The organism is Roseovarius nitratireducens, assembly GCF_002925845.1.
Taxonomy (GTDB): Bacteria; Pseudomonadota; Alphaproteobacteria; order Rhodobacterales; family Rhodobacteraceae; genus Roseovarius; species Roseovarius nitratireducens.
The window spans coordinates 198,216-215,978 of record NZ_PDNI01000065.1 but is presented as its reverse complement, the minus strand read 5'-3'; the positions used below and the strand labels follow the sequence as shown (position 1 = coordinate 215,978).

At 68.1% G+C, this 17,763-nt stretch carries 18 protein-coding genes; 4 read left to right on the top strand and 14 right to left on the bottom strand.

Translation table 11 applies throughout. The features are described 5' to 3' along the window. Positions 1 to 3 precede the first annotated feature (3 nt). Positions 4 to 1,269 (top strand): glutamate-5-semialdehyde dehydrogenase, encoded by a 1,266-nt coding sequence (locus tag CRJ03_RS13810; RefSeq protein ID WP_104019456.1) that lies wholly within the window; start codon positions 4 to 6, stop codon positions 1,267 to 1,269. 61 nt (positions 1,270 to 1,330) lie between these two features. Here the strand turns inward: CRJ03_RS13810 and CRJ03_RS13805 are convergent, their stop codons facing one another. From CRJ03_RS13805 to CRJ03_RS13790, 4 genes are all read right to left on the bottom strand, one after another. Then, entirely contained in the window at positions 1,331 to 1,936 is a 606-nt protein-coding gene (locus tag CRJ03_RS13805; protein ID WP_104019455.1) for an inner membrane-spanning protein YciB, read from the bottom strand. A 14-nt stretch (positions 1,937 to 1,950) separates the two neighbouring features. Continuing rightward, on the bottom strand, positions 1,951 to 2,853 hold the full coding sequence (locus tag CRJ03_RS13800) for an EamA family transporter (RefSeq protein ID WP_104019454.1): 903 nt from the start codon (positions 2,851 to 2,853) through the stop codon (positions 1,951 to 1,953). Between the two features lie 76 nt (positions 2,854 to 2,929). Continuing rightward, positions 2,930 to 4,114 carry a signal recognition particle-docking protein FtsY gene (gene ftsY / locus CRJ03_RS13795; protein WP_104019453.1) on the bottom strand — a complete coding sequence of 395 codons (1,185 nt, stop codon included), beginning with the start codon at positions 4,112 to 4,114 and terminating at the stop codon, positions 2,930 to 2,932. 69 nt (positions 4,115 to 4,183) lie between these two features. Further along, on the bottom strand, positions 4,184 to 5,869 hold the full coding sequence (locus CRJ03_RS13790; RefSeq protein WP_104019452.1) for an NAD(P)H-dependent oxidoreductase subunit E: 1,686 nt from the start codon (positions 5,867 to 5,869) through the stop codon (positions 4,184 to 4,186). Positions 5,870 to 6,068: 199 nt separating this feature from the next. Between CRJ03_RS13790 and CRJ03_RS13785 the strand changes: the two genes are divergently transcribed. The 3 genes from CRJ03_RS13785 to CRJ03_RS13775 all read left to right on the top strand — a co-directional run bounded on the left by CRJ03_RS13785 (position 6,069) and on the right by CRJ03_RS13775 (position 9,097). After that, a complete protein-coding gene (locus CRJ03_RS13785; RefSeq protein ID WP_104019451.1) occupies positions 6,069 to 7,112 on the top strand; it encodes an alkane 1-monooxygenase in 1,044 nt (347 codons plus the stop codon). Positions 7,113 to 7,173: 61 nt separating this feature from the next. Further along, the gene (locus CRJ03_RS13780) at positions 7,174 to 7,509 is read left to right on the top strand and encodes a hypothetical protein (protein WP_240611676.1); all 336 of its coding nucleotides are present in this window, start codon (positions 7,174 to 7,176) and stop codon (positions 7,507 to 7,509) included. A gap of 190 nt (positions 7,510 to 7,699) precedes the next feature. Further along, on the top strand, positions 7,700 to 9,097 hold the full coding sequence (locus CRJ03_RS13775; RefSeq protein ID WP_104019449.1) for a helix-turn-helix domain-containing protein: 1,398 nt from the start codon (positions 7,700 to 7,702) through the stop codon (positions 9,095 to 9,097). A gap of 28 nt (positions 9,098 to 9,125) precedes the next feature. On the opposite strand, the gene CRJ03_RS13770 is transcribed toward CRJ03_RS13775, so the two are convergent. The 10 genes from CRJ03_RS13770 to CRJ03_RS13725 form a co-directional block, all read right to left on the bottom strand. Further along, positions 9,126 to 10,169 (bottom strand): patatin-like phospholipase family protein, encoded by a 1,044-nt coding sequence (locus CRJ03_RS13770; RefSeq protein WP_104019448.1) that lies wholly within the window; start codon positions 10,167 to 10,169, stop codon positions 9,126 to 9,128. Between the two features lie 99 nt (positions 10,170 to 10,268). Beyond that, the gene (locus CRJ03_RS13765) at positions 10,269 to 11,228 is read right to left on the bottom strand and encodes a TonB family protein (protein WP_104019447.1); all 960 of its coding nucleotides are present in this window, start codon (positions 11,226 to 11,228) and stop codon (positions 10,269 to 10,271) included. Next, positions 11,225 to 11,608 (bottom strand): ExbD/TolR family protein, encoded by a 384-nt coding sequence (locus tag CRJ03_RS13760; protein WP_104019446.1) that lies wholly within the window; start codon positions 11,606 to 11,608, stop codon positions 11,225 to 11,227. Before CRJ03_RS13760 ends, CRJ03_RS13765 begins: the two co-directional genes overlap by 4 nt. A 4-nt stretch (positions 11,609 to 11,612) precedes the next feature. Further along, positions 11,613 to 11,987 carry an ExbD/TolR family protein gene (locus tag CRJ03_RS13755; protein ID WP_104019634.1) on the bottom strand — a complete coding sequence of 125 codons (375 nt, stop codon included), beginning with the start codon at positions 11,985 to 11,987 and terminating at the stop codon, positions 11,613 to 11,615. After that, positions 11,987 to 12,619 carry a MotA/TolQ/ExbB proton channel family protein gene (locus tag CRJ03_RS13750; protein ID WP_104019445.1) on the bottom strand — a complete coding sequence of 211 codons (633 nt, stop codon included), beginning with the start codon at positions 12,617 to 12,619 and terminating at the stop codon, positions 11,987 to 11,989. Before CRJ03_RS13750 ends, CRJ03_RS13755 begins: the two co-directional genes overlap by 1 nt. Beyond that, complete coding sequence (locus CRJ03_RS13745; protein WP_104019444.1) at positions 12,612 to 13,274, bottom strand: adenosylcobinamide amidohydrolase; 663 nt, start codon at positions 13,272 to 13,274, stop codon at positions 12,612 to 12,614. The genes CRJ03_RS13750 and CRJ03_RS13745 overlap by 8 nt, the downstream gene beginning before the upstream one ends. After that, positions 13,271 to 14,029 carry an ABC transporter ATP-binding protein gene (locus CRJ03_RS13740; RefSeq protein ID WP_104019443.1) on the bottom strand — a complete coding sequence of 253 codons (759 nt, stop codon included), beginning with the start codon at positions 14,027 to 14,029 and terminating at the stop codon, positions 13,271 to 13,273. Before CRJ03_RS13740 ends, CRJ03_RS13745 begins: the two co-directional genes overlap by 4 nt. After that, positions 14,026 to 15,009: a FecCD family ABC transporter permease gene (locus CRJ03_RS13735; protein WP_104019442.1), complete on the bottom strand. Its 984-nt coding sequence runs from the start codon at positions 15,007 to 15,009 to the stop codon at positions 14,026 to 14,028. Before CRJ03_RS13735 ends, CRJ03_RS13740 begins: the two co-directional genes overlap by 4 nt. Continuing rightward, positions 15,006 to 15,833 carry an ABC transporter substrate-binding protein gene (locus CRJ03_RS13730; RefSeq protein ID WP_240611675.1) on the bottom strand — a complete coding sequence of 276 codons (828 nt, stop codon included), beginning with the start codon at positions 15,831 to 15,833 and terminating at the stop codon, positions 15,006 to 15,008. The genes CRJ03_RS13735 and CRJ03_RS13730 overlap by 4 nt, the downstream gene beginning before the upstream one ends. Beyond that, on the bottom strand, positions 15,820 to 17,631 hold the full coding sequence (locus CRJ03_RS13725) for a TonB-dependent receptor plug domain-containing protein (RefSeq protein WP_165375319.1): 1,812 nt from the start codon (positions 17,629 to 17,631) through the stop codon (positions 15,820 to 15,822). The genes CRJ03_RS13730 and CRJ03_RS13725 overlap by 14 nt, the downstream gene beginning before the upstream one ends. Positions 17,632 to 17,763 lie beyond the last annotated feature (132 nt).

Below are 17,763 nucleotides of genomic sequence, written 5' to 3'. Positions count from 1 at the left end.
CCGATGAAGGACACCGACAACATTCCCGCCCTTATGGCCGAGATCGGCGCGCGCGCCCGCGCGGCGGCGGCAGAGCTTGCGACCGCCGACGCCGGTGCCAAGCGCGCCGCGCTCGAGGCCGCGGCAGATGCCGTCTGGCAGCGGCGCGCCGATATACTTGCCGCCAACGAGCGCGACCTCGCGGCGGCGCGCGACAAGGGCCTGACGCCCGCGATGATGGACCGGCTCGCGCTCGACGAGGGACGGATCGAGGGCATCACCAAGGGACTGCGCGCCGTGGCCGCGCAGGACGATCCGGTCGGCACGGTCATTGCCGAATGGGACCGGCCCTCGGGCCTGCATATCCAGCGCGTGCGCACGCCGCTGGGCGTGATCGGCGTGATCTACGAGAGCCGCCCCAACGTCACCGCCGACGCAGGCGCGCTGTGCCTCAAATCGGGCAACGCGGTGATCCTGCGCGGCGGATCGGAGAGCTTTCATTCCTCCGCAGCGATCCATGCCTGCCTCGTGGAGGGGCTGCGCGCTGCCGGTCTGCCCGAGGACGCCATTCAGCGCGTGCCCGTCACCGATCGCGCGGCGGTGCAGGCGATGCTCACCATGACCGACACGATCGACGTGATCGTGCCGCGTGGCGGCAAGAGCCTCGTTGGTCTGGTGCAGCGCGAGGCGCGGGTGCCGGTTTTTGCCCATCTCGAAGGTATCGTGCATATCTATCTCGACGCGGGTGCCGACCCGGCAAAGGCGCTGAAGGTGGTGCTCAACGCCAAGACCCGGCGCACGGGGATCTGCGGTGCCGCCGAATGTCTGCTCATCCACCGCGACGTGGCCGACACCATCGGGCAGGGCGTGATCCGTGCGCTCATCGACGCGGGCGTGGAGGTTCGCGGCGACGCGGCCCTGCAATCCATCCCCGGCGTTGTGCCCGCAGGCGAGGAGGATTGGGGCCGCGAGTATCTCGACAGCATCATCGCCGCGCGGGTGGTCGATGATATCGACGCCGCCATCGCCCATATCCGCCGCTACGGGTCGGGGCACACCGATTGCATCATCACCGAGGACGATGCCGCTGCCGACCGCTTCTTCGCCCGGCTCGACAGTGCGATCCTGATGCGCAACGCATCGACGCAATTCGCCGACGGGGGCGAGTTCGGGATGGGGGCCGAAATCGGCATCGCGACCGGCAAGATGCACGCGCGCGGACCGGTCGGGGCCGAGCAGCTTACCAGCTTCAAGTATCTCGTTGTGGGGGATGGGGCGGTCAGGACGTGACCGCTTGGGCCAATGCGCGGAATAATGGCGCGGAACGCGCCGCCGTGCAGCGCCCGACCGCTCAGCCTTCGTCATCCTCCGGCAGGCCGTGGTCCTTGAACAGCCGCCCCTGCGTTATGAAGAAGACGAAGATCGCCGCCGTCAGGCCGAAGGTCTTGAAATAGACCCATATCTCCTCGGTCTGCGTCCGCCAGATCGCCTCGTTGAGTATGGCCAGCCCGAAGAAGAACAGCATCAGCCGCCGCGTCAGGAGCATCCATCCCCGGTCGGTGAGCGGCATCATCCCGTCCATCACCACCTGCAACCACGACTGCCCGCGCATGAGGCCAATCCCAAGGACACCGCCGAAGAGCAGGTAGATCATCGTCGGCTTCATCTTGAAGAACCGCGGATCGTTGAACCACACCGACAGACCGCCGAAGACCACGATCAGCACCGCCGTCACCGCCTGCATCCGGCTCAGATGCCCGGTCAGCCGCCACAGCGCCGCCATCGAGATCAGGAACACCGGGATGAACCCGGCGGTGACCACGATGAAGCCCTCATACTCGGTGCCGCCGATCTCGAAGCTGCGATCCTTGAGCAAGAGATAGGCCACGAAAAACGCGAGGATCGGGCCGAATTCCAGCGCCGGTTTAGCCCATTTCGGGTAGGTCTTGTCAGCCATGGACATCTCCTGTTTCAGCCGCCGAATTCAACTATCACCGCCCCAGCCGCGATCAACCCCATGAGCGCGATGCGCCGCGGCCCGACCGTCTCTCGCAGCACCAGCCAGCCGATCAACGCGGCAAAGACCGTAGAGGTCTCGCGCAGAACCGCCGCCTCGCCCACCTTGTCGAGCCGGGTGGCCAGCATGATCGAGCCGAACGATAGGAACGCCACCAGCCCGCCCGTCACCCCCCGCACCGCCAGCGGCCCGGGCGCGGGCCGCACCGGCATCGCGCGCCATCGGCGCCATGCCAGCGGCAGTATCGACAAACCGTCAAACATGAAGAACCACGCGAGAAAGGTGAAGGGATCGGCGCTCGCGCGGATGCCGTAGGCGTCATAGGTGGTGTAGAGTGCCACGAACAGCCCCGTCGCCACCGCAAGGCCGAGCGCCATCCGCAGCGTGTCGCGCTGCAGCGGGTAGAAGCGCAGGTTGTAGATCGCGAGCCCGTAGATACCCGACAAAAGCACCGCGACGCCCAGCCATTGCGTCGGCGTGAACCGTTCGCCAAAGAGGAGCCACGCGCCGATAACGGCAAAGAGCGGCCCGGTGCCGCGAACCACCGGATAGACCACAGTGTAGGCGCCGCGCGAATAGGCCATCGCCTGCAACACCTTGTAGCCGATATGGATGAGCACCGCGCCTGCGAAGATGGGCCACATATGCGGCTCTGGCCACGGCACCACAAAGAGCGCGAAGGGCGCGGCCATCAGTGAGTAGGAGGCGTCGATCGCGCCGCGGCTCAGCCACGGATCGTGCCGCCCTTTTTGCAGCGCGCCGAACACGGCGTGCAGAAAGGCCGCCATGACAGCGAGGGTGGTGGCCAGCAGGCTGCCGGCCTCGGTGCCCTCCAGAGAGATCAGCCAGGCACTCATCTAAAAGCCGCCGGGCTGAACCCCGGCCTACACCGCGCCGCCCGCGTAGGCCGGGGTTCAGCCCGGCACCGCCGTCTCACGGCTCGAGACCGGTAAGTGCGGCGGCGAATTCCTCGGGGTCGAACGGGGCGAGGTCGTCGATCTGCTCGCCCACGCCGATGGCGTGGATTGGCAGGCCGAAGCGGTCGGCCAGCGCCACGAGAACGCCGCCGCGCGCAGTACCGTCGAGCTTGGTCATCACCAGCCCCGAGACATCGGCGAGTTTGAGGAAAATCTCTACTTGGCTCAGGGCGTTCTGTCCCGTCGTGGCATCGAGCACCAGTAGCGTGTTGTGTGGTGCGTCCGGATCCTTCTTGCGGATCACGCGGACGATCTTGGCCAGCTCCTCCATCAGGTCGGCGCGGTTCTGCAAGCGCCCCGCCGTGTCGATCATCAACAGGTCCGCGCCATCGGCCTCGGCCTTTGTCATGGCATCGAACGCGAGGCTCGCCGGGTCGGAACCTTCGGGCGCGGTCATCACCGGCACGCCCGCCCGGTCGCCCCAGACCTGCAACTGCTCGACGGCGGCGGCGCGAAAAGTGTCACCCGCCGCGATCACCACGGATTTGCCCGCCGCCTTGAACTGGCTGGCGAGCTTGCCGATTGTGGTGGTCTTGCCCGAGCCATTGACGCCCACCACCAGCACCACCTGCGGGCGCTTTGAATAGAGCGGCATGGGGCGCGCCACCGGCTCCATGATGCGTGCGATCTCCCGCGCGAGGATGCTCTTGATCTCGCGCGAGGAAAGCCGCTGGCCCATCCGCCCCTCGGCCATGTTGGCGGTGACGCGGGTGGCGGTATCGACGCCCATGTCGGCGGTGATGAGCAGATCCTCGAGGCTTTCGAGCATGTCGTCGTCGAGCACCCGGCGCGGGGCGCCGCGGGCGTCACCGCGGCCAAGCAGCCGACCGAGAAACCCCGCACGCGGGGCGTCCGAAGGGGCTGGGTCGACCGGGATTTCCAGCGGAGCGGGCGTGGCCGTGGCCTCGGAGGGTGGCGGCGGCACCTCCTCGGGACGCTCAATGGGGGCCTCCTGCGGCGCGGGCGGCGGGGTCTCGTCGGGCCGCGGCGGGATGGTGGGCGGTTCGGGGCGGGGCTCAGGCTCTGGCCGGGGCTCCGGCTCGGGCGGGTCGCCGCCCTCCTGCACGATCGCGTCAAGCCCCTCGTCGAGCTTCGACGAAGACTTGAACAACCGTTCCTTGAGCTTCGAGAAAAACGCCATGCGCCCTCCATGCCGCCGATCACCCGATCCCTACTTCGGATCGGCGGCATATGGAAGCCCGTGCGGCCCTCAGATTTCCTCGGGGAAATGCCGCATGGTCAGCCGGATCGGGTTGGGGGCTGCTTGGCCCAGCCCGCAGATCGAGGCGTCGGCCATCGCGCCGCACAGCTCCTCCAGCAACGGCTGATCCCAGCGGTCGGCCTGCATGAGCTTCACCGCCTTCTCGCAGCCCACCCGGCAGGGCGTGCATTGCCCGCAGCTTTCATCCTCGAAGAAGCGCAGCATGTTGAGCGCGGCGTCGCGCGCACGGTCGTGATCCGAGAGCACCACCACCGCCGCCGACCCGATGAAGGTGTCATGCGGCTGCAACGTGTCGAAATCGAGCGGGATGTCGTTCATCGAGGCGGGCAGGAGCCCCGAGGAGGGGCCGCCCGGCTGGTAGGCCTTGAATTCATGCCCATCGAGCATCCCGCCTGCCGCCTCGATGATGTCGCTGATGGTCGAGCCCGCGGGCAGAAGGTGCACGCCGGGGTTCTTTACCCGCCCCGAGACCGAGTAGGAGCGCAAGCCCTTGCGCCCGTTCTTCTCGACGCCCGACAGGATATCGCCGCCCTCGCGCAGAACCCGCGTCACCCAGTAGAGCGTTTCCACGTTGTTGACGAGCGTGGGGCGGTTGTAGACGCCCACCTGAGCGACGAAAGGCGGGCGATGGCGTGGCAACCCGCGTTTGCCCTCGATCGACTCGATCATCGCCGATTCCTCGCCGCAGATATAGGCGCCCGCACCGCGGCGCAGCTCGACATACCCGGGTTCAATGAGAGCTTCGTCCTCCAACACCTTGATTTCACGGCGCAAAATCTCCAGAACGGCAGGGTACTCGTCGCGCATGTAGATGAAGCAGCGCTCGGCCTCCACCACCCAGGCGGCGATCAGCATTCCTTCAAGAAAAACATGAGGTTCCCGTTCGAGGTAAAAGCGATCCTTGAAGGTACCGGGCTCACCCTCGTCGCCGTTGACGGCGACGTAGCGCGGCCCCGCCTCGGCGCGGACGAAACCCCACTTCTTGCCCGAGGGGAAGCCCGCGCCGCCAAGGCCTCGGACGCCGGAATCGAGCAGCGTCTGCTGCACGGTTTCGAAATCACCGCCTGCGCGCAGGGCACGCAGGGTGGCATATCCGTCGCTTGAGGTGTAGTCCGCAAATGTCTGATATTGTGGAATATGCGGGTGCGTGTCACCAGAGGAGACGGCGGCCTGCACCTTTTCCGGCGTGGCGTGGTCGATATGATTGTGGCCCAGTTCCAGCACGGGCGCGGTATCGCAGCGGCCCATGCAGGGCGCGCGCATAACGCGCACTTCTGACGGGTCGAGCCCGTCCTCGAGCGCGGCCTTGAGCTGTTGTGCGCCCGCGAGTTCGCAGGATAGCGAATCGCACACCCGGATGGTCAGCGCAGGGGGCGGCGTCTCGCCTTCCTTCACCACGTCGAAATGCGCGTAGAACGTCGCCACCTCGTAAACTTCGGCCTGTGCGATGCGCATTTCCTCGGCCAGCGCGCGCAGATGCGCCGCCGACAGGTGGCCGTATTCGTCCTGGATCAGGTGCAGGTATTCGATCAGCAGGTCGCGCCGCCGGGGGGCGTCGCCGAGAAGCGCGCGCACCTCCTCCCAGGCCTGATCCTCGAGTTGGCGGCCCTTGGGCGTGTGCCGTCCCTTGCCCTTGCCGGATTTCCAGACGCCCTTGCGTTCGTCGAGTGCCATTGCGCTGTCCTCCTGCGTCGCTGACGAAGCCATATCCCTCCGGTCGCGTCATGGCGGGACCAAAAGCGACATTTGCGGCGCCGGATGCGTTGTCTTGCCGTGTAATGCCGCATGTTTTAACGGGTTGCGCCCTGTGCGTACCATGGTTTGCAGGGTAATCTGCGCACGTCAAAGGCAAATCACAAGCCGGGGCTGGCCCATGTTTCTCTTCGCGCTCGCCGCATCCTTGCCACTGGTGCTGGTGGCGCTCGCCGCGCTTTGGGGCGGGGTGTGGGGCTGGCTGGCCGTTGGGTATGTGACGGTGTTCGTGTTCTGCCTTGATCGGCTCAAGGCGCGCGGCATGGTTAACGCCGATCCGCAGGCCGAGTTTCCCGGTGGTGACAGGCTCTTGGTCGTGCTGGGGGCGGGGCATTTCGTGGTGCTGGCGCTGGCCGTGCGCGGGGTGGCCGGGGCGGGCGGACTCGACCTGGCCGGGCGGGTCCTTCTGGCGGTTGCGGCGGGGCTGGTGGCCGGGCAGATCGGGCATCCGGTGGCGCATGAGCTGATCCATCGCGGCGCACGGGCGAAGCGGCGGCTGGGGCGGCTCATCTATACCTCGCTGCTATTCGGTCACCATGCGAGCGCGCATCTGCATGTTCATCATGTTCACGTCGCCACCGCCGATGACCCGAGCAGCGCGCGCCCCGGCGAGGGGTTTTATCGCTACGCATTGCGGGCCTGGGGTGGGGCGTTCCGCGCCGGGCTGGATGCCGAGACGCGCCGCCACCGCGGTGCGGTCTGGCGGCACCCTTATGCGCTCTACCTTGGCGGGGCGGCGGCGATGCTGGCGGGTGCAGCGGTGTTCTGGGGATGGCAAGGCGTTGTTTCCCTTGGCGTTATCGCGGGGTATGCGCAGGTGCAGATCCTGCTGTCGGATTACGTGCAGCATTACGGGCTACGCCGTATACGGCGTGCGGACGGGCGGATGGAACCCGTGGGCCCGGCGCATTCGTGGAACGCGCCGCATTGGTATTCCTCGGCGATGACGCTCAACGCGCCGCGCCATTCCGACCACCACGTGACGCCGTCGCGGCCCTTTCCGGCGTTGCAGCTCGCGCCTGACGCCATGCCGATATTGCCGCATTCCCTGCCGGTTTGCGCGGTGGTGGCGCTGGTGCCGCCGCTCTGGCGGCGGATGATGGACCGGCGGGCGGCGCGGTGGCGCGAAACCGGTGGCGTGGCGGCCGGCGATCTGGCAAGCTGAGACTATGCGCCTGATTTCCTTTGTCCTTGCTTTCGTTCTGGCTGGCCCTTCCCTGGCCGGGATGGGCGCAGACGAATTTGATACCTACACGCGCGGGCACACCTTCTATTACGGGGCCGAGGGTGAGGAGCCCTATGGTGCCGAGGAGTACCTGCCCGGACGTCGGGTGCGGTGGTCCTTTCTCGATGGCGAATGTCAGGAGGGGTACTGGTATGCGCAAGGTTCGCTCATCTGCTTCGTCTACGAGAACCGATCCGAGCCGCAATGCTGGAGCTTCGAGCGCCGAACCGGGAGGTTGGTGGCGCGGTTCGAGGGCGAGACGCCGATGATCGAGCTTTACGAGGTGCGCAAATCGCGTGAGCCGCTGGAATGCCCGGGGCCGAAGATCGGCGTGTGAGTTTTTGATTATCAATCTCTACGCCCGCTCCGTAAGAAACTTGCGGGGTAAAAATGTTAAAAAATCGATATTTCACTAGTTATCCATAACTGCGTGGGCAGTGCGCGCGCGTCAGTCTAGGCGCTTGCTCTGACCGATTTGCAAATCTACTCTGCGAGATAAGCAAATCTGCGAAGGAAGGGTCGAGACCATGGCGACGCGGAAACTCTATGCCGGGGTCAAGCTGCGCGAAACGCGTCAGCGGCTGGGGCTTACTCAAAAGGATTTTGCCGCGAAACTGGGGGTCTCGCTGCCATATCTCAACCAGATGGAGAACAACAACCGCCCGCTCTCGACAACCGTGGTCTTGGCGCTGGCGCAGGAATTCGGCTTTGACGTCACAGAACTGAGCACCGGCGATGCCGAGCGGCTGGTCTCTGACATGCGCGAGGCGCTGGCTGACCCGGTTTTTGGTGCCGAACCGCCGCCACTGGCCGATCTGCGGCTGACCGCCTCTAATGCGCCGGCGCTGGCGCGGGCATTCCTGGAGTTGCACCGCGCCTATCGGCAGACCCACGAGCGGTTGGCGAGCCTCGATGAGGCGTTGGGGCGCGAGGATGCGCGCAGCCCGGCAAGCCCGTGGGACGAGGTGCGCGATTTCTTCCATTATTGCGACAATTACATCGATGCGGTGGACCGCGCCGCCGAGCGGCTGGCCGAGGGCGCGGGACCGGGCGGGATCGAGGTACTGGCGCGCGCGCGGCTGCGGGACATGGGGATCGGCGTGACCGAGGCGGATACCACCACGCTGCGCCATTTCGACCGCGAGACCAGCACGCTGACGCTTTCGGCGCGCGCACCGGCGGAGACGCGGCGCTTTCAACTCTTGCTGCAACTGGCGCTCCTCACGCAGGATAACCTGCTGGAGGCGACGCTGGATTTCGCGCGCTTCCAGTCCGAGGCCGCGCGCGCCATCGCAAAGATGGGGCTGGCTAATTATTTCGCCGGGGCCGCGCTGATGCCCTATGGCGCGTTCCTGAGCACGGCGCAGACCGTTCGCCACGATCTGGAGGTGCTGGCGCTGCGCTTCGGTGCCTCGATCGAGCAGGTCTGTCATCGGCTCTCGACCCTGCAACGCCCGGGCGCCAAGGGCATTCCGTTCTTCTTCGTGCGGGTCGATCAGGCGGGCACGATCACCAAGCGCCATTCGGCCACGCGCCTGCAATTCGCCCGTTTCGGCGGCGCCTGTCCCTTGTGGAACGTGCATCGCGCCTTTGAGACGCCGGGCCGGTTCCTGCGGCAGCTGGCCGAGACGCCGGACGGGGTGCGCTATATCAGCCTTGCCTGCGATGTCAGCAAACCCGGCGGCAGCTTTGGTGCGCCGGTGCGGCGATTTGCGATCGCGCTGGGCTGCGAGGTCAAGCACGCGGGCGATCTGGTCTATGCCGATGATCTGGACGTGACCAATGCCCGCGCTTTCGAGCCGATCGGGATTTCGTGCCGCATCTGCGATCGTACCGAGTGCCACCAGCGCTCGGTCCCGCCGCTGGAGCGGCGGTTGCAGGTCACGCCCGACGAGCGCGGGGTGCTGCCATATCGCGTAGGATAGGGCGGCGTGCGGCGGCAGACCCGCGCCTCTATCCTTGGTGCTCCGCGCCGATCCCCTGAAACATGGTGCGCAGGTCGACGGTGCTTTCCTCGCCGATCCGGTCGAAGCAGCTATCGAGCCACGCGGCGGCCGTCTCGCGCCCGACATCGCGCAGGCGGGTGAGGAACGCCCATTCCACGTTCATCTTGGACGAGGCGCCCATCGGTTTCAGCGTGTCCTCGTTCTCGACCAGGTGGACCTTGACGGGGCGGTAATGATCGACTGTGAGCTTGCCCTGCCGGATCAGCCGATCGACGAAGTCGATGGCGCGCAACTCCTTGAGCAGGCTCGCGTTGAAGCTGATCTCGTTCATCCGGTTCTGTATTTCCTGAGCGGTGCGCGGGGTACCCTTGCGCTCGACCGGGTTGATCTGGATGACCACGATATCGTCGGTGCCGGTCTTGCCGTAGAGCGGGAACAGTGCCGGGTTTCCCATGTAGCCGCCGTCCCAATAGGGTACGCCGTCGATCTCGACCGCCTGATAGATATGCGGCAGGCAGGCCGAAGCCATCACCATGTCCACGGTCAGGTGCTCGCGCGGGAAGACCTTGACCCGGCCCGTCTCGACATTGGTGGCGGAGATGTAGAGCTCGAATGCCGTACACTGGCGCACCATTTCGAAGTCCACGCTCTCCTCGACCAGGTCGCGCAGCGGATTGATGTTGAGAGGGTTGAGCTGATAGGGAGAGGCGACGCCAGTGAGCGCGTTCATGAAATGATAGAACGGGTTGTTTTCCAGCCCCCAATTGCCGGTCACATGATCCATCGGCGTGCGTTGAAGCGGCGTGTGGCTGGCGCTCGCGCTCATCGAGCGCCAGAATTCGTCGAGCGCGGCGCGCGCGCCATCGGGGCCTGCACGGGTATAGCCGTCGGCCAGCGCCACCGCGTTCATCGCGCCCGCCGAGGTGCCCGATACCCCGGCGATCCGGAGTCGTCCGTCCTCTAGCAGGAAATCGAGCGCGCCCCAGGTGAAGGCTCCGTGCGCACCGCCCCCCTGCAGGGCGAGGTTGACGGGTTTCTGCCCCTTGGCCATCGCGGGTCTCCTTGCTGCGTCGCCGCGCATCACGTCTTAGCGCAGATCGGGCGCGGGATGTAGGGGAAATGCGGCGCAGCGAGTCACGCTTGCGTGGGATCAGCGGGTGAACGCCACCGGCAGGTTGAAGCGGTGGCGTGCCCCGGGCAGGTGATCGGGCGCGGCGGGCAGGCGGGCGCGGCGGACCGCCCTGACCGCCGCCGCGTCGAGCCGCGCGTCGCCAGAGGAGCGCCGTAGCCCCACGCCGAGGAGCTGCCCGTCGGCGGCAACGTCGAGCACGAGATGCGCGGTGCCGGAAGCGCGCGTGCCGGATGGGTAGCGTTTGTGCCGCTCGATCCGCGAGCGGATCGTCCCGCCCCACTGACCCATGAGGCTGGCGCGGGTCGCGTTGTCGATCCGGGCGGGGGTGGCGGTTTGCGCCTGGCCACCTGCCTGCGCGCCGCCGGTGCCGCGGGCGACTTCCTCTCGCCTTGCAGGGGCGGGCGTGGCGGGGCGCGCCCGGGGTCGCGTGTCCGGTGGCGGCGGGGCTTGCACGGCAGGCGGGCTGCGGTCCACCTGTGGCAGGGCTGCCATCGCCGGGGCGCGGGGCGCGTCGGGCGTGGCGGGACGTGGAGTTGGGACCGGGCGGTTCGGGGGCGTGGGGGCTGCCTCTTGCGGTGCCTCGGGCGGCTGCGACGCGGAGGGGGCGCGGGTCTCTACGCGCGGTACGGGCAGGGGGAGTGGTGCGCTCTCCACCTGCGGTCGGTGGGGGGCGCGGGTGGTGTCGGGCAGGGCGTCCGGCGTGGGCGGGGCTGCGTGCCCCGCCTCGGGACGTAGCGCCACGGGTTGGGTATCCGGTGCGGGTGCAGGACGCGGCGCGGGGGCCGCGTCCTGCACCGCGACCGGGCGCTGCCAGGTCTCGACCAGCGCGGCCATCTGCGGGGTGGAGGCGGCGAGCGTGGCGGTATCGGTCCCGGTCTCGCCGCCCGCGCCGCCGCCCTCGGGCGCGGCGGTCCAGAGCCCGGCATGGACAGCGGCGGCGAGGGCTACGAAGCCCGCGAATTCCAGCCCCCGGATCATTTCGCCCCCGTCACGATCTCGACCTGCGCGATCCCACGCGCGGCCAGTTGCGGCAGGAGCCGGGCCAGCGCGCGCGCCTCCATCCGCGCATCGGCACGGATTTGCAGGGCCTCGTCGGGCGTGGCGCGGGCGGCGAGGGCGTCGAGCACCGCGTCGCCGCGCGCCTCGTTGAAGGCGAGACGCCCCTTGGCATCCATGTAAAGCGTGTCGGTGGGTGTGGCGTGGTCTCTGTCTGCGCTTTTCGGAAGGGTCACGTCGAAGGGGGCGGGGGGTGTTATCTGCGCGCTCATCAAGAAGAAGATCAGGAGCAGAAATACCACGTTGATCATTGGCACGATGGGCTCTGGTGCACGGCGGCGGCGGGGGGTGGTGAACTGCATGGGCCTACTCCACCACCACGATCCGGCTCAGACCGGCGGCGCGCAGGCTGTCGCTCACCGCGATGAGCCGTTGCAGGGGTACGCCCTCGGCGGGGCGCAGCACGACGATGTCAGAGGGTGCGGACATCAGCGGGTCGAGCGCCGCGGGCAGGGCCTCGGGGGCAATGGTCTGCCCGTTGAGGGCAAGGCTGTCGTGGCCGATGACCACCAGGCGCGGCGGGCCGTCATAGACCGTCGCGCCGCCGCCTGTGGCCATGGGCAGGCTCAGGTCATGGCCGAAGCGCGCAGCCAGCATGAAGAACACCAGGAGCAGGAATACCACGTCGATCATCGGCGTGAGGCTCGGGCGGCGGGCGTGGCGGGGTGTGCCGAACTGCATCATGGCCGCGCCTCCGGCGTGGTGAAGATGCGGGTGGCGGCGTCCTCCATGTCGGCCTGCACATGGTCGGCCACGCTCTCGAACCAGGTCAGCGCCATCGAGGCGGGGATCGCCACGGCCATGCCCGCCGCCGTCGTCAGCAGCGCTTCCCAGATGCCGCCGGCGAGTACGGACGGGTCGGCGCTGCTGCCGCTCGTCTGAAGCGCCTGAAAGGCGGCGATCATGCCCAGCACCGTCCCCAGTAGCCCCACGAGGGGCGCGATGGTGGCGATGAGTTCCAGCACGCGCAGGCCGGTGCGCGCCTCGTTCAGCAGGGTCTTGGCCACGCGGGTGGTTTCCTCGCGTGCCTGCGCCTCGGTCCAGCGGGTGGCCTGTGCTGCCTCCATCGCGGCAAGGGCGAGCCGGGCGCGCAGGCTGCGGCGCGGGCGCAGGAGTGATGTGGCCTCGGTCGCCTGCCCGTGCTGCCAGAGCGCCACCGCGCGTTCGGTCATCGCGCCCGACCACGCGCCGGTGAGTATCAGGCGCCAGATTTTCCACAGGATGAGCGCCAGCGTCAGCACGGAAAGCGCGGCGATCACCCAGAGCGCCGGGCCACCGCGGTCGAGAAAGCCGGTGAGAGTAGTCTCATCCATGACGGGCCTCCTTGGCGGTGTCGGTGGATTGCCAGAGCGCCACGCCGCGCGCAACCGCGTCATGCACGGCGCGGCCCACGGCCTCGCCCACGCCTGTGTGGAGCCCGGCATAGCGCGTGGTCCCGTCGGGCGCGGCGATGGCGATGCAATCGGTGCCGGTGCCGGTGGCGGGTCCGGTGGGCAGGGGTATTTTCGCGGCCATGATTGCGGCGGTTCGGGCCTGGGTCGCAATGCTGAGCGCCTCGAGGCGGGCGGCCTCGGTCAGCCCGGCGTCGATCTCCACCGCGACGTTGATGGTGCCCCAGCCACGGGTGGCCGCGGGCAGGCGGGTGCCCACCGACTCGGCGTTGGATAGGCCCACCGTGGCCACGGCGCGTGCGCGGATGCCGTCGGCCTCGGCCTCGGCGGTGGTGAAGCGGGCGACGTCGCAGGACGTTAGAAAACAGACCGCGTCACGCGCGCCGCGCGCGGCCAGTTGCGCGTCGAGCCACTGGATCACGTCGAGATGTTCGGGCAGATCGGCATTGCGCACCTCGCGCCACAGGATGCGCCGGGCGCGCACGAGGCCGGGGCGGTTCACGGCCCAGCTGAGCACCGGCATCTCGTGCGGCAGATCGAGGCAAAGCCAGGGGGGATCGAGGCGGGGCGCGGTCATCGGATCACCTCGAGCGGTTGAAAGACAGGACCTTGGGGCGTGGTCGCGTAATGGGCGCTGACATGGAAGATGCGGGCGAGGTTTTCGGGCGTGAGCACCTCGGCGGGCGGACCGTCGGCGGCGAGCCCCCCCTCGCCGAGAAGAATGAGCCGCGTGCAATGTCGCGCGGCGAGGCCGAGGTCGTGGAGCGAGGCGATGACCGCGCGGCCCTCGCCCGCCAGCCGGGCAAAGACCTGCATGGTGGCGATCTGGTTGGCCGGGTCGAGCCCCGCGATCGGCTCGTCGGCCATCAGGAGCGGGGTCTGTTGTGCGAGCGCCCGGGCGATGAGGGCCATCGCCTGCTCGCCCCCCGAAAGCCGCGTCGCGGTGCGGTGGCGGAGGTGCTCAAGCCCCATCGTTTCGAGCGCGGCGTCCACGTGGGCACGATCCTGCGGCCCCATCCCCTGCCAGCCGCTGACATGCGGCGTCCGCCCCAGCGCGACCAGCGTTTCCACCGTGACCGGCCAGGCAATATCGCGCGCCTGCGGCATCCACGCCGCAGCCCGCCCGCGTGCCGCCGGCGGCAGGACGGCGAGGCTGCTTGTGCCCTCGTGCGGCAGCAGGCCGAGGGCCGCGCGCATGAGCGTGGTCTTGCCCGCGCCGTTGGGGCCGATGAGGCCGATAAACTCGCCAGCCTCCACGTCGAGGGTGACGTCCGTGAGGATCGACCGCCCGCGCAGGCGCACCGAGAGATCGCGCAGGGAAAGCAGGGTCATGTCTGTCCTCCCCGCGTCTTGTAGATGAGGTGGAGGAAGAGCGGCGCACCGACGATGGCGGTGAGCACGCCAAGCTTCAAGTCGCGTTCGGGCAGGACGAGGCGCACGGCGATATCGGCGGCGAGCACCATCGCCGCGCCCCCGAGGCCCGAGGCCCAGAGAAGTCGCGAGGGCCGCGCGCCGACGAGCGGGCGCAGGAGGTGCGGCACCACGAGGCCGACGAAGCCGATGGCGCCGGCCACCGCCACCGCCGCGCCGACCATCGCCGCGGTGCCCAGCACCAGCGTGAGCCGCAGGCGCGCGAGCCGTAGCCCCATTGCCTCGGCCGCGTCCTCGCCCAGCGTCAGCGCGTCGAGCCCGCGCCCCAGCGTCAGGAGCGCCACCCCGCCCGCCAGCATCAGCGGAGCCGCGAGCCAGACATGGGTCATCGAGCGGTCGGCGAGCGAGCCCATCATCCAGAACACGATTTCCGAGGCGGCATAGGGGTTGGGCGAGAGGTTGAGAACCAGCGAGGTGAGCGCCGCGGCGAGCGCCGAGATGGCGATCCCGGCGAGGATCAGCGTGATCGACCCGCCGCGCGGCCCCGCCAGCAGCAGGATCAGCAGCACGCCGGAGCCCGCGCCCGCCAGCGCCGCCACCGGCAGGGCGAGCGTGGTGACGGCGGCGAGGCCGGTATGGATGGCCAGCACCGCGCCCAGCGCGGCGCTGCCCGACACGCCGATCAGTCCCGGCTCGGCCAGCGGGTTACGCAGGTAGCCTTGCAGGGCCGCGCCCGAAATCCCGAGGCTCGCCCCGATCATCACGCCGAGGAGTGCGCGGGGCAGACGGATCTCGCGCATCACCAGCGGTTCGGGGCCGTCGCCGCCAAGGATCAGCGCCGACAGACCATCGAGCGCGCCGATGTGCGCGGGCCCCACGCTGAGCGAGGCGAGGAACAGGGCGGTCGCGAGCGCCGAGAGGCAGAGCGCGAGCGGTTTCATCGCAGCCCCCCCCGCGCCGTGACGAGCGTTTCCACCGCGTCCAGCACGTGTGGCGTGCCGCAGATCCAGTCAGGCGAAGTGATGCGCAAGCCGGCGGTGTCGGCGGTGAGGGCGGCGAGGGCCGGGTGGGTCATCACCGCCTCGGATCGAGACGCACCTGGCAGTGGAGTGCCGCGAATGAGCAGGTCGGGCGCGGCCATGACCAGCCGCTCCAGCGGCACCGTGCCGCCGCCCCGCAGGCCGAGTTCGCGCGCGACATTGCTGAATCCGGCAGCGCGCAGGATGTCGTCCGCGAGCGTGCCGTTGCCCAGGCTGTAGCCGTTGGGGTGGTAGATCGCGGCGCTGTGGGTCGTCTCTCCCGCGCGCAGCCTCGTTAGCCGCACATCGAATTCCGCAATGAGCGCTGCGCCGGCCTCTTCGTGGCCCAGCACGCGTGCCATTTTTGTGATCAGTGCGCGGGTGTCGTCGAGAGATTTCACGGTGTCGAACTGCACCACCCGCAGCCCTACCCGGCGCAGAATTCCCACCGTGGCGGGATCGGTATAGGCCCCGGCCAGCACGAGGTCGGGATCGAGCAGGTAGACTTCCTCGGCGCGGCCATGGTTGGCCTTGTAGGCGCGGGCCTCGCGGGCCATCGCTGAGCTGTGCGGATCGGCGGCGAGCTTGGAGACCGAGACGAGCTGTCCGGGGGCGGCCAGCATCATCGCCAACTGATCGGTGCACAGGTTGATCGACACGACACGGGCAGGAGCCGGGCCGGCGCTGACCGTGGCCCCCGCGAGCGCGAGGGCCAGGCCAAGGGCTATGAGCCTAGAAAGACGCACGCAGCCCCGCATAGGCCGCGCGGCCAGGCGTATTGAACCCGCCCGCTGTCTCGTAATCCTCGTCGAAGAGGTTTTCCACGCGGAGCAGGGCATCGACGCTGTCGGTGACCTCGTATGTGGCGTTGACGTGGAAGAGCGTATAGTCGCCCACCTTGTTCGCCGCCGGGGCAAAGGGCGACGGCGTTACGCCGCCGACATGCTGAACCGTGAACTGCGCGTCGAGCCGGGGCGAGATCGCGGCGCCGAGGCCGATGGCCACGTCGTGTTCGGGCACGCGGGCGGCGGCAGCACCGTTCTGCTCGGCATCGGTATACGTGTAGGCACCGGTCAGCGTCAGGAAGGCGTTGATCGCCACCTGTCCCGAAAGCTCGATTCCCTTGCCCTTGAAATCGCCGGTCTCGAAACAGCCGAATCCGCTGGGACAGCGGGTCGAGGTGCCATCGAAGAATATCTGGTTGTCGATATCCGTGCGAAACAGCGTGGCGCGGACGAAATCGTCGCCCTCGAACCGCTTCTCGATCCCGAGGTCGTAGCTTTCGCTGGTCTCGGGCTGGAAATTCGGGTTGCCGAAGAACGGGTCGAGCTGCACCAGAGTGGGCGCGCGGAACCCGTCAGAGGCCGAGGCGCGCAGGATCAAGTCCTCCTTGATCCGCCACGCGAGCGCGGCGCGCGAGGACCATTCGCCGGAAAACTCCGAATGGTCGTCGTGGCGCACGGAGAGGGCGATATCCACCGCGTCGGTGGGGGCGAGCAGCACCTCGCCCTGCACGCCGGTGATGTCGATGGCGAGGTTGAGATCTTCTTCCTCGGTGTAGTCGGCCCCGAAATTGAACGACCAGATGCCGCCGGAATCATAGCTGCCGCGGTAGTCGATGCGCTGGCGCTCGCCTTCGAATGGCGTGGCAAAACCGTTGGAAAAGGAGGTGCGGTCGCTCTCGAAATAGCTCAGTGCCAATTCGTGGTCGAAAGCCCCGGTGGCGATCTCGGCAAAGGCACGCGCGCCGTGAGCCTCGCTGGTGTTGAACTCGTCAAACGGTGCGGTCCCGTCGCCGCCGAACTCGTCGAACTCGGCGTCGCTGTCGATGTGGAGCGCGCTCAGCCCGGCGGCGAACGTGTCCGTGAACTGGTGGCGCAGGTAGAGATTGACCCGGCGCGCCTCGGAGCCGTCCGGCTCGGAGCCCGCAGCGGAGGCGGAAAAGCCGTCGGTCTCTGTCCGGCTGAAGCTGAAGGCAAGATCGGTGCGGTCGGTGCGCGCGGTGAGGCCGAGTACGCCCCGGCGGAAATCGTAGCTTCCGGCCTGGACTTCGGCAAAGCCGTGGACGCCGTCCTCGGTGGGGCGCAGGCTCTGGATATTGATGACGCCGCCCACGGCGTTGAGCCCGAAGCGCGCCGATTGCGAGCCCTTGAGCACCTCGATCCGGCCGAGCCCCGCATTGGTCAGCCCGCCGAAATCGAAGCCGCCGCCGCTCGAGGCGGGGTCGGTTACGTCGATACCGTCGATGAGCACCGGCACGTAGGCCCCGCCGAGGCCGCGAATGCGCACGGTCGAGGTGGTGCCGAGCGGGCCGTTGGCCGAGGCGGAGATGCCCGGCTGGAAGGTCAGGAAATCGCCCAATCTGGCCGTGGGCGCGTCGCGCACCTCCTCGGCGGGCAACACCTCGACGGTGGAGCCGCTGCGCTTGAGCGCGGTCTGGGTCTGGTTGGCGATCACGGTGATCGTGTCGAGATCGAAACCCTCCTGTGCGAGGGCCGGGGCTGTGGCGAGTGCGCAGAGCGCGCAGGTTACGAGATATCTCATGTCATGTCCCCCAATACCGGTTGTCGGCATCGTGTTGTCCATCGGGTCGGTCGTTGGAAGAGGACATGCCTCTCCGCAGACGGTGAAAGTGCCACCACTACGGAAAAGGTCCGTTATCCACGGCGCGCCCCG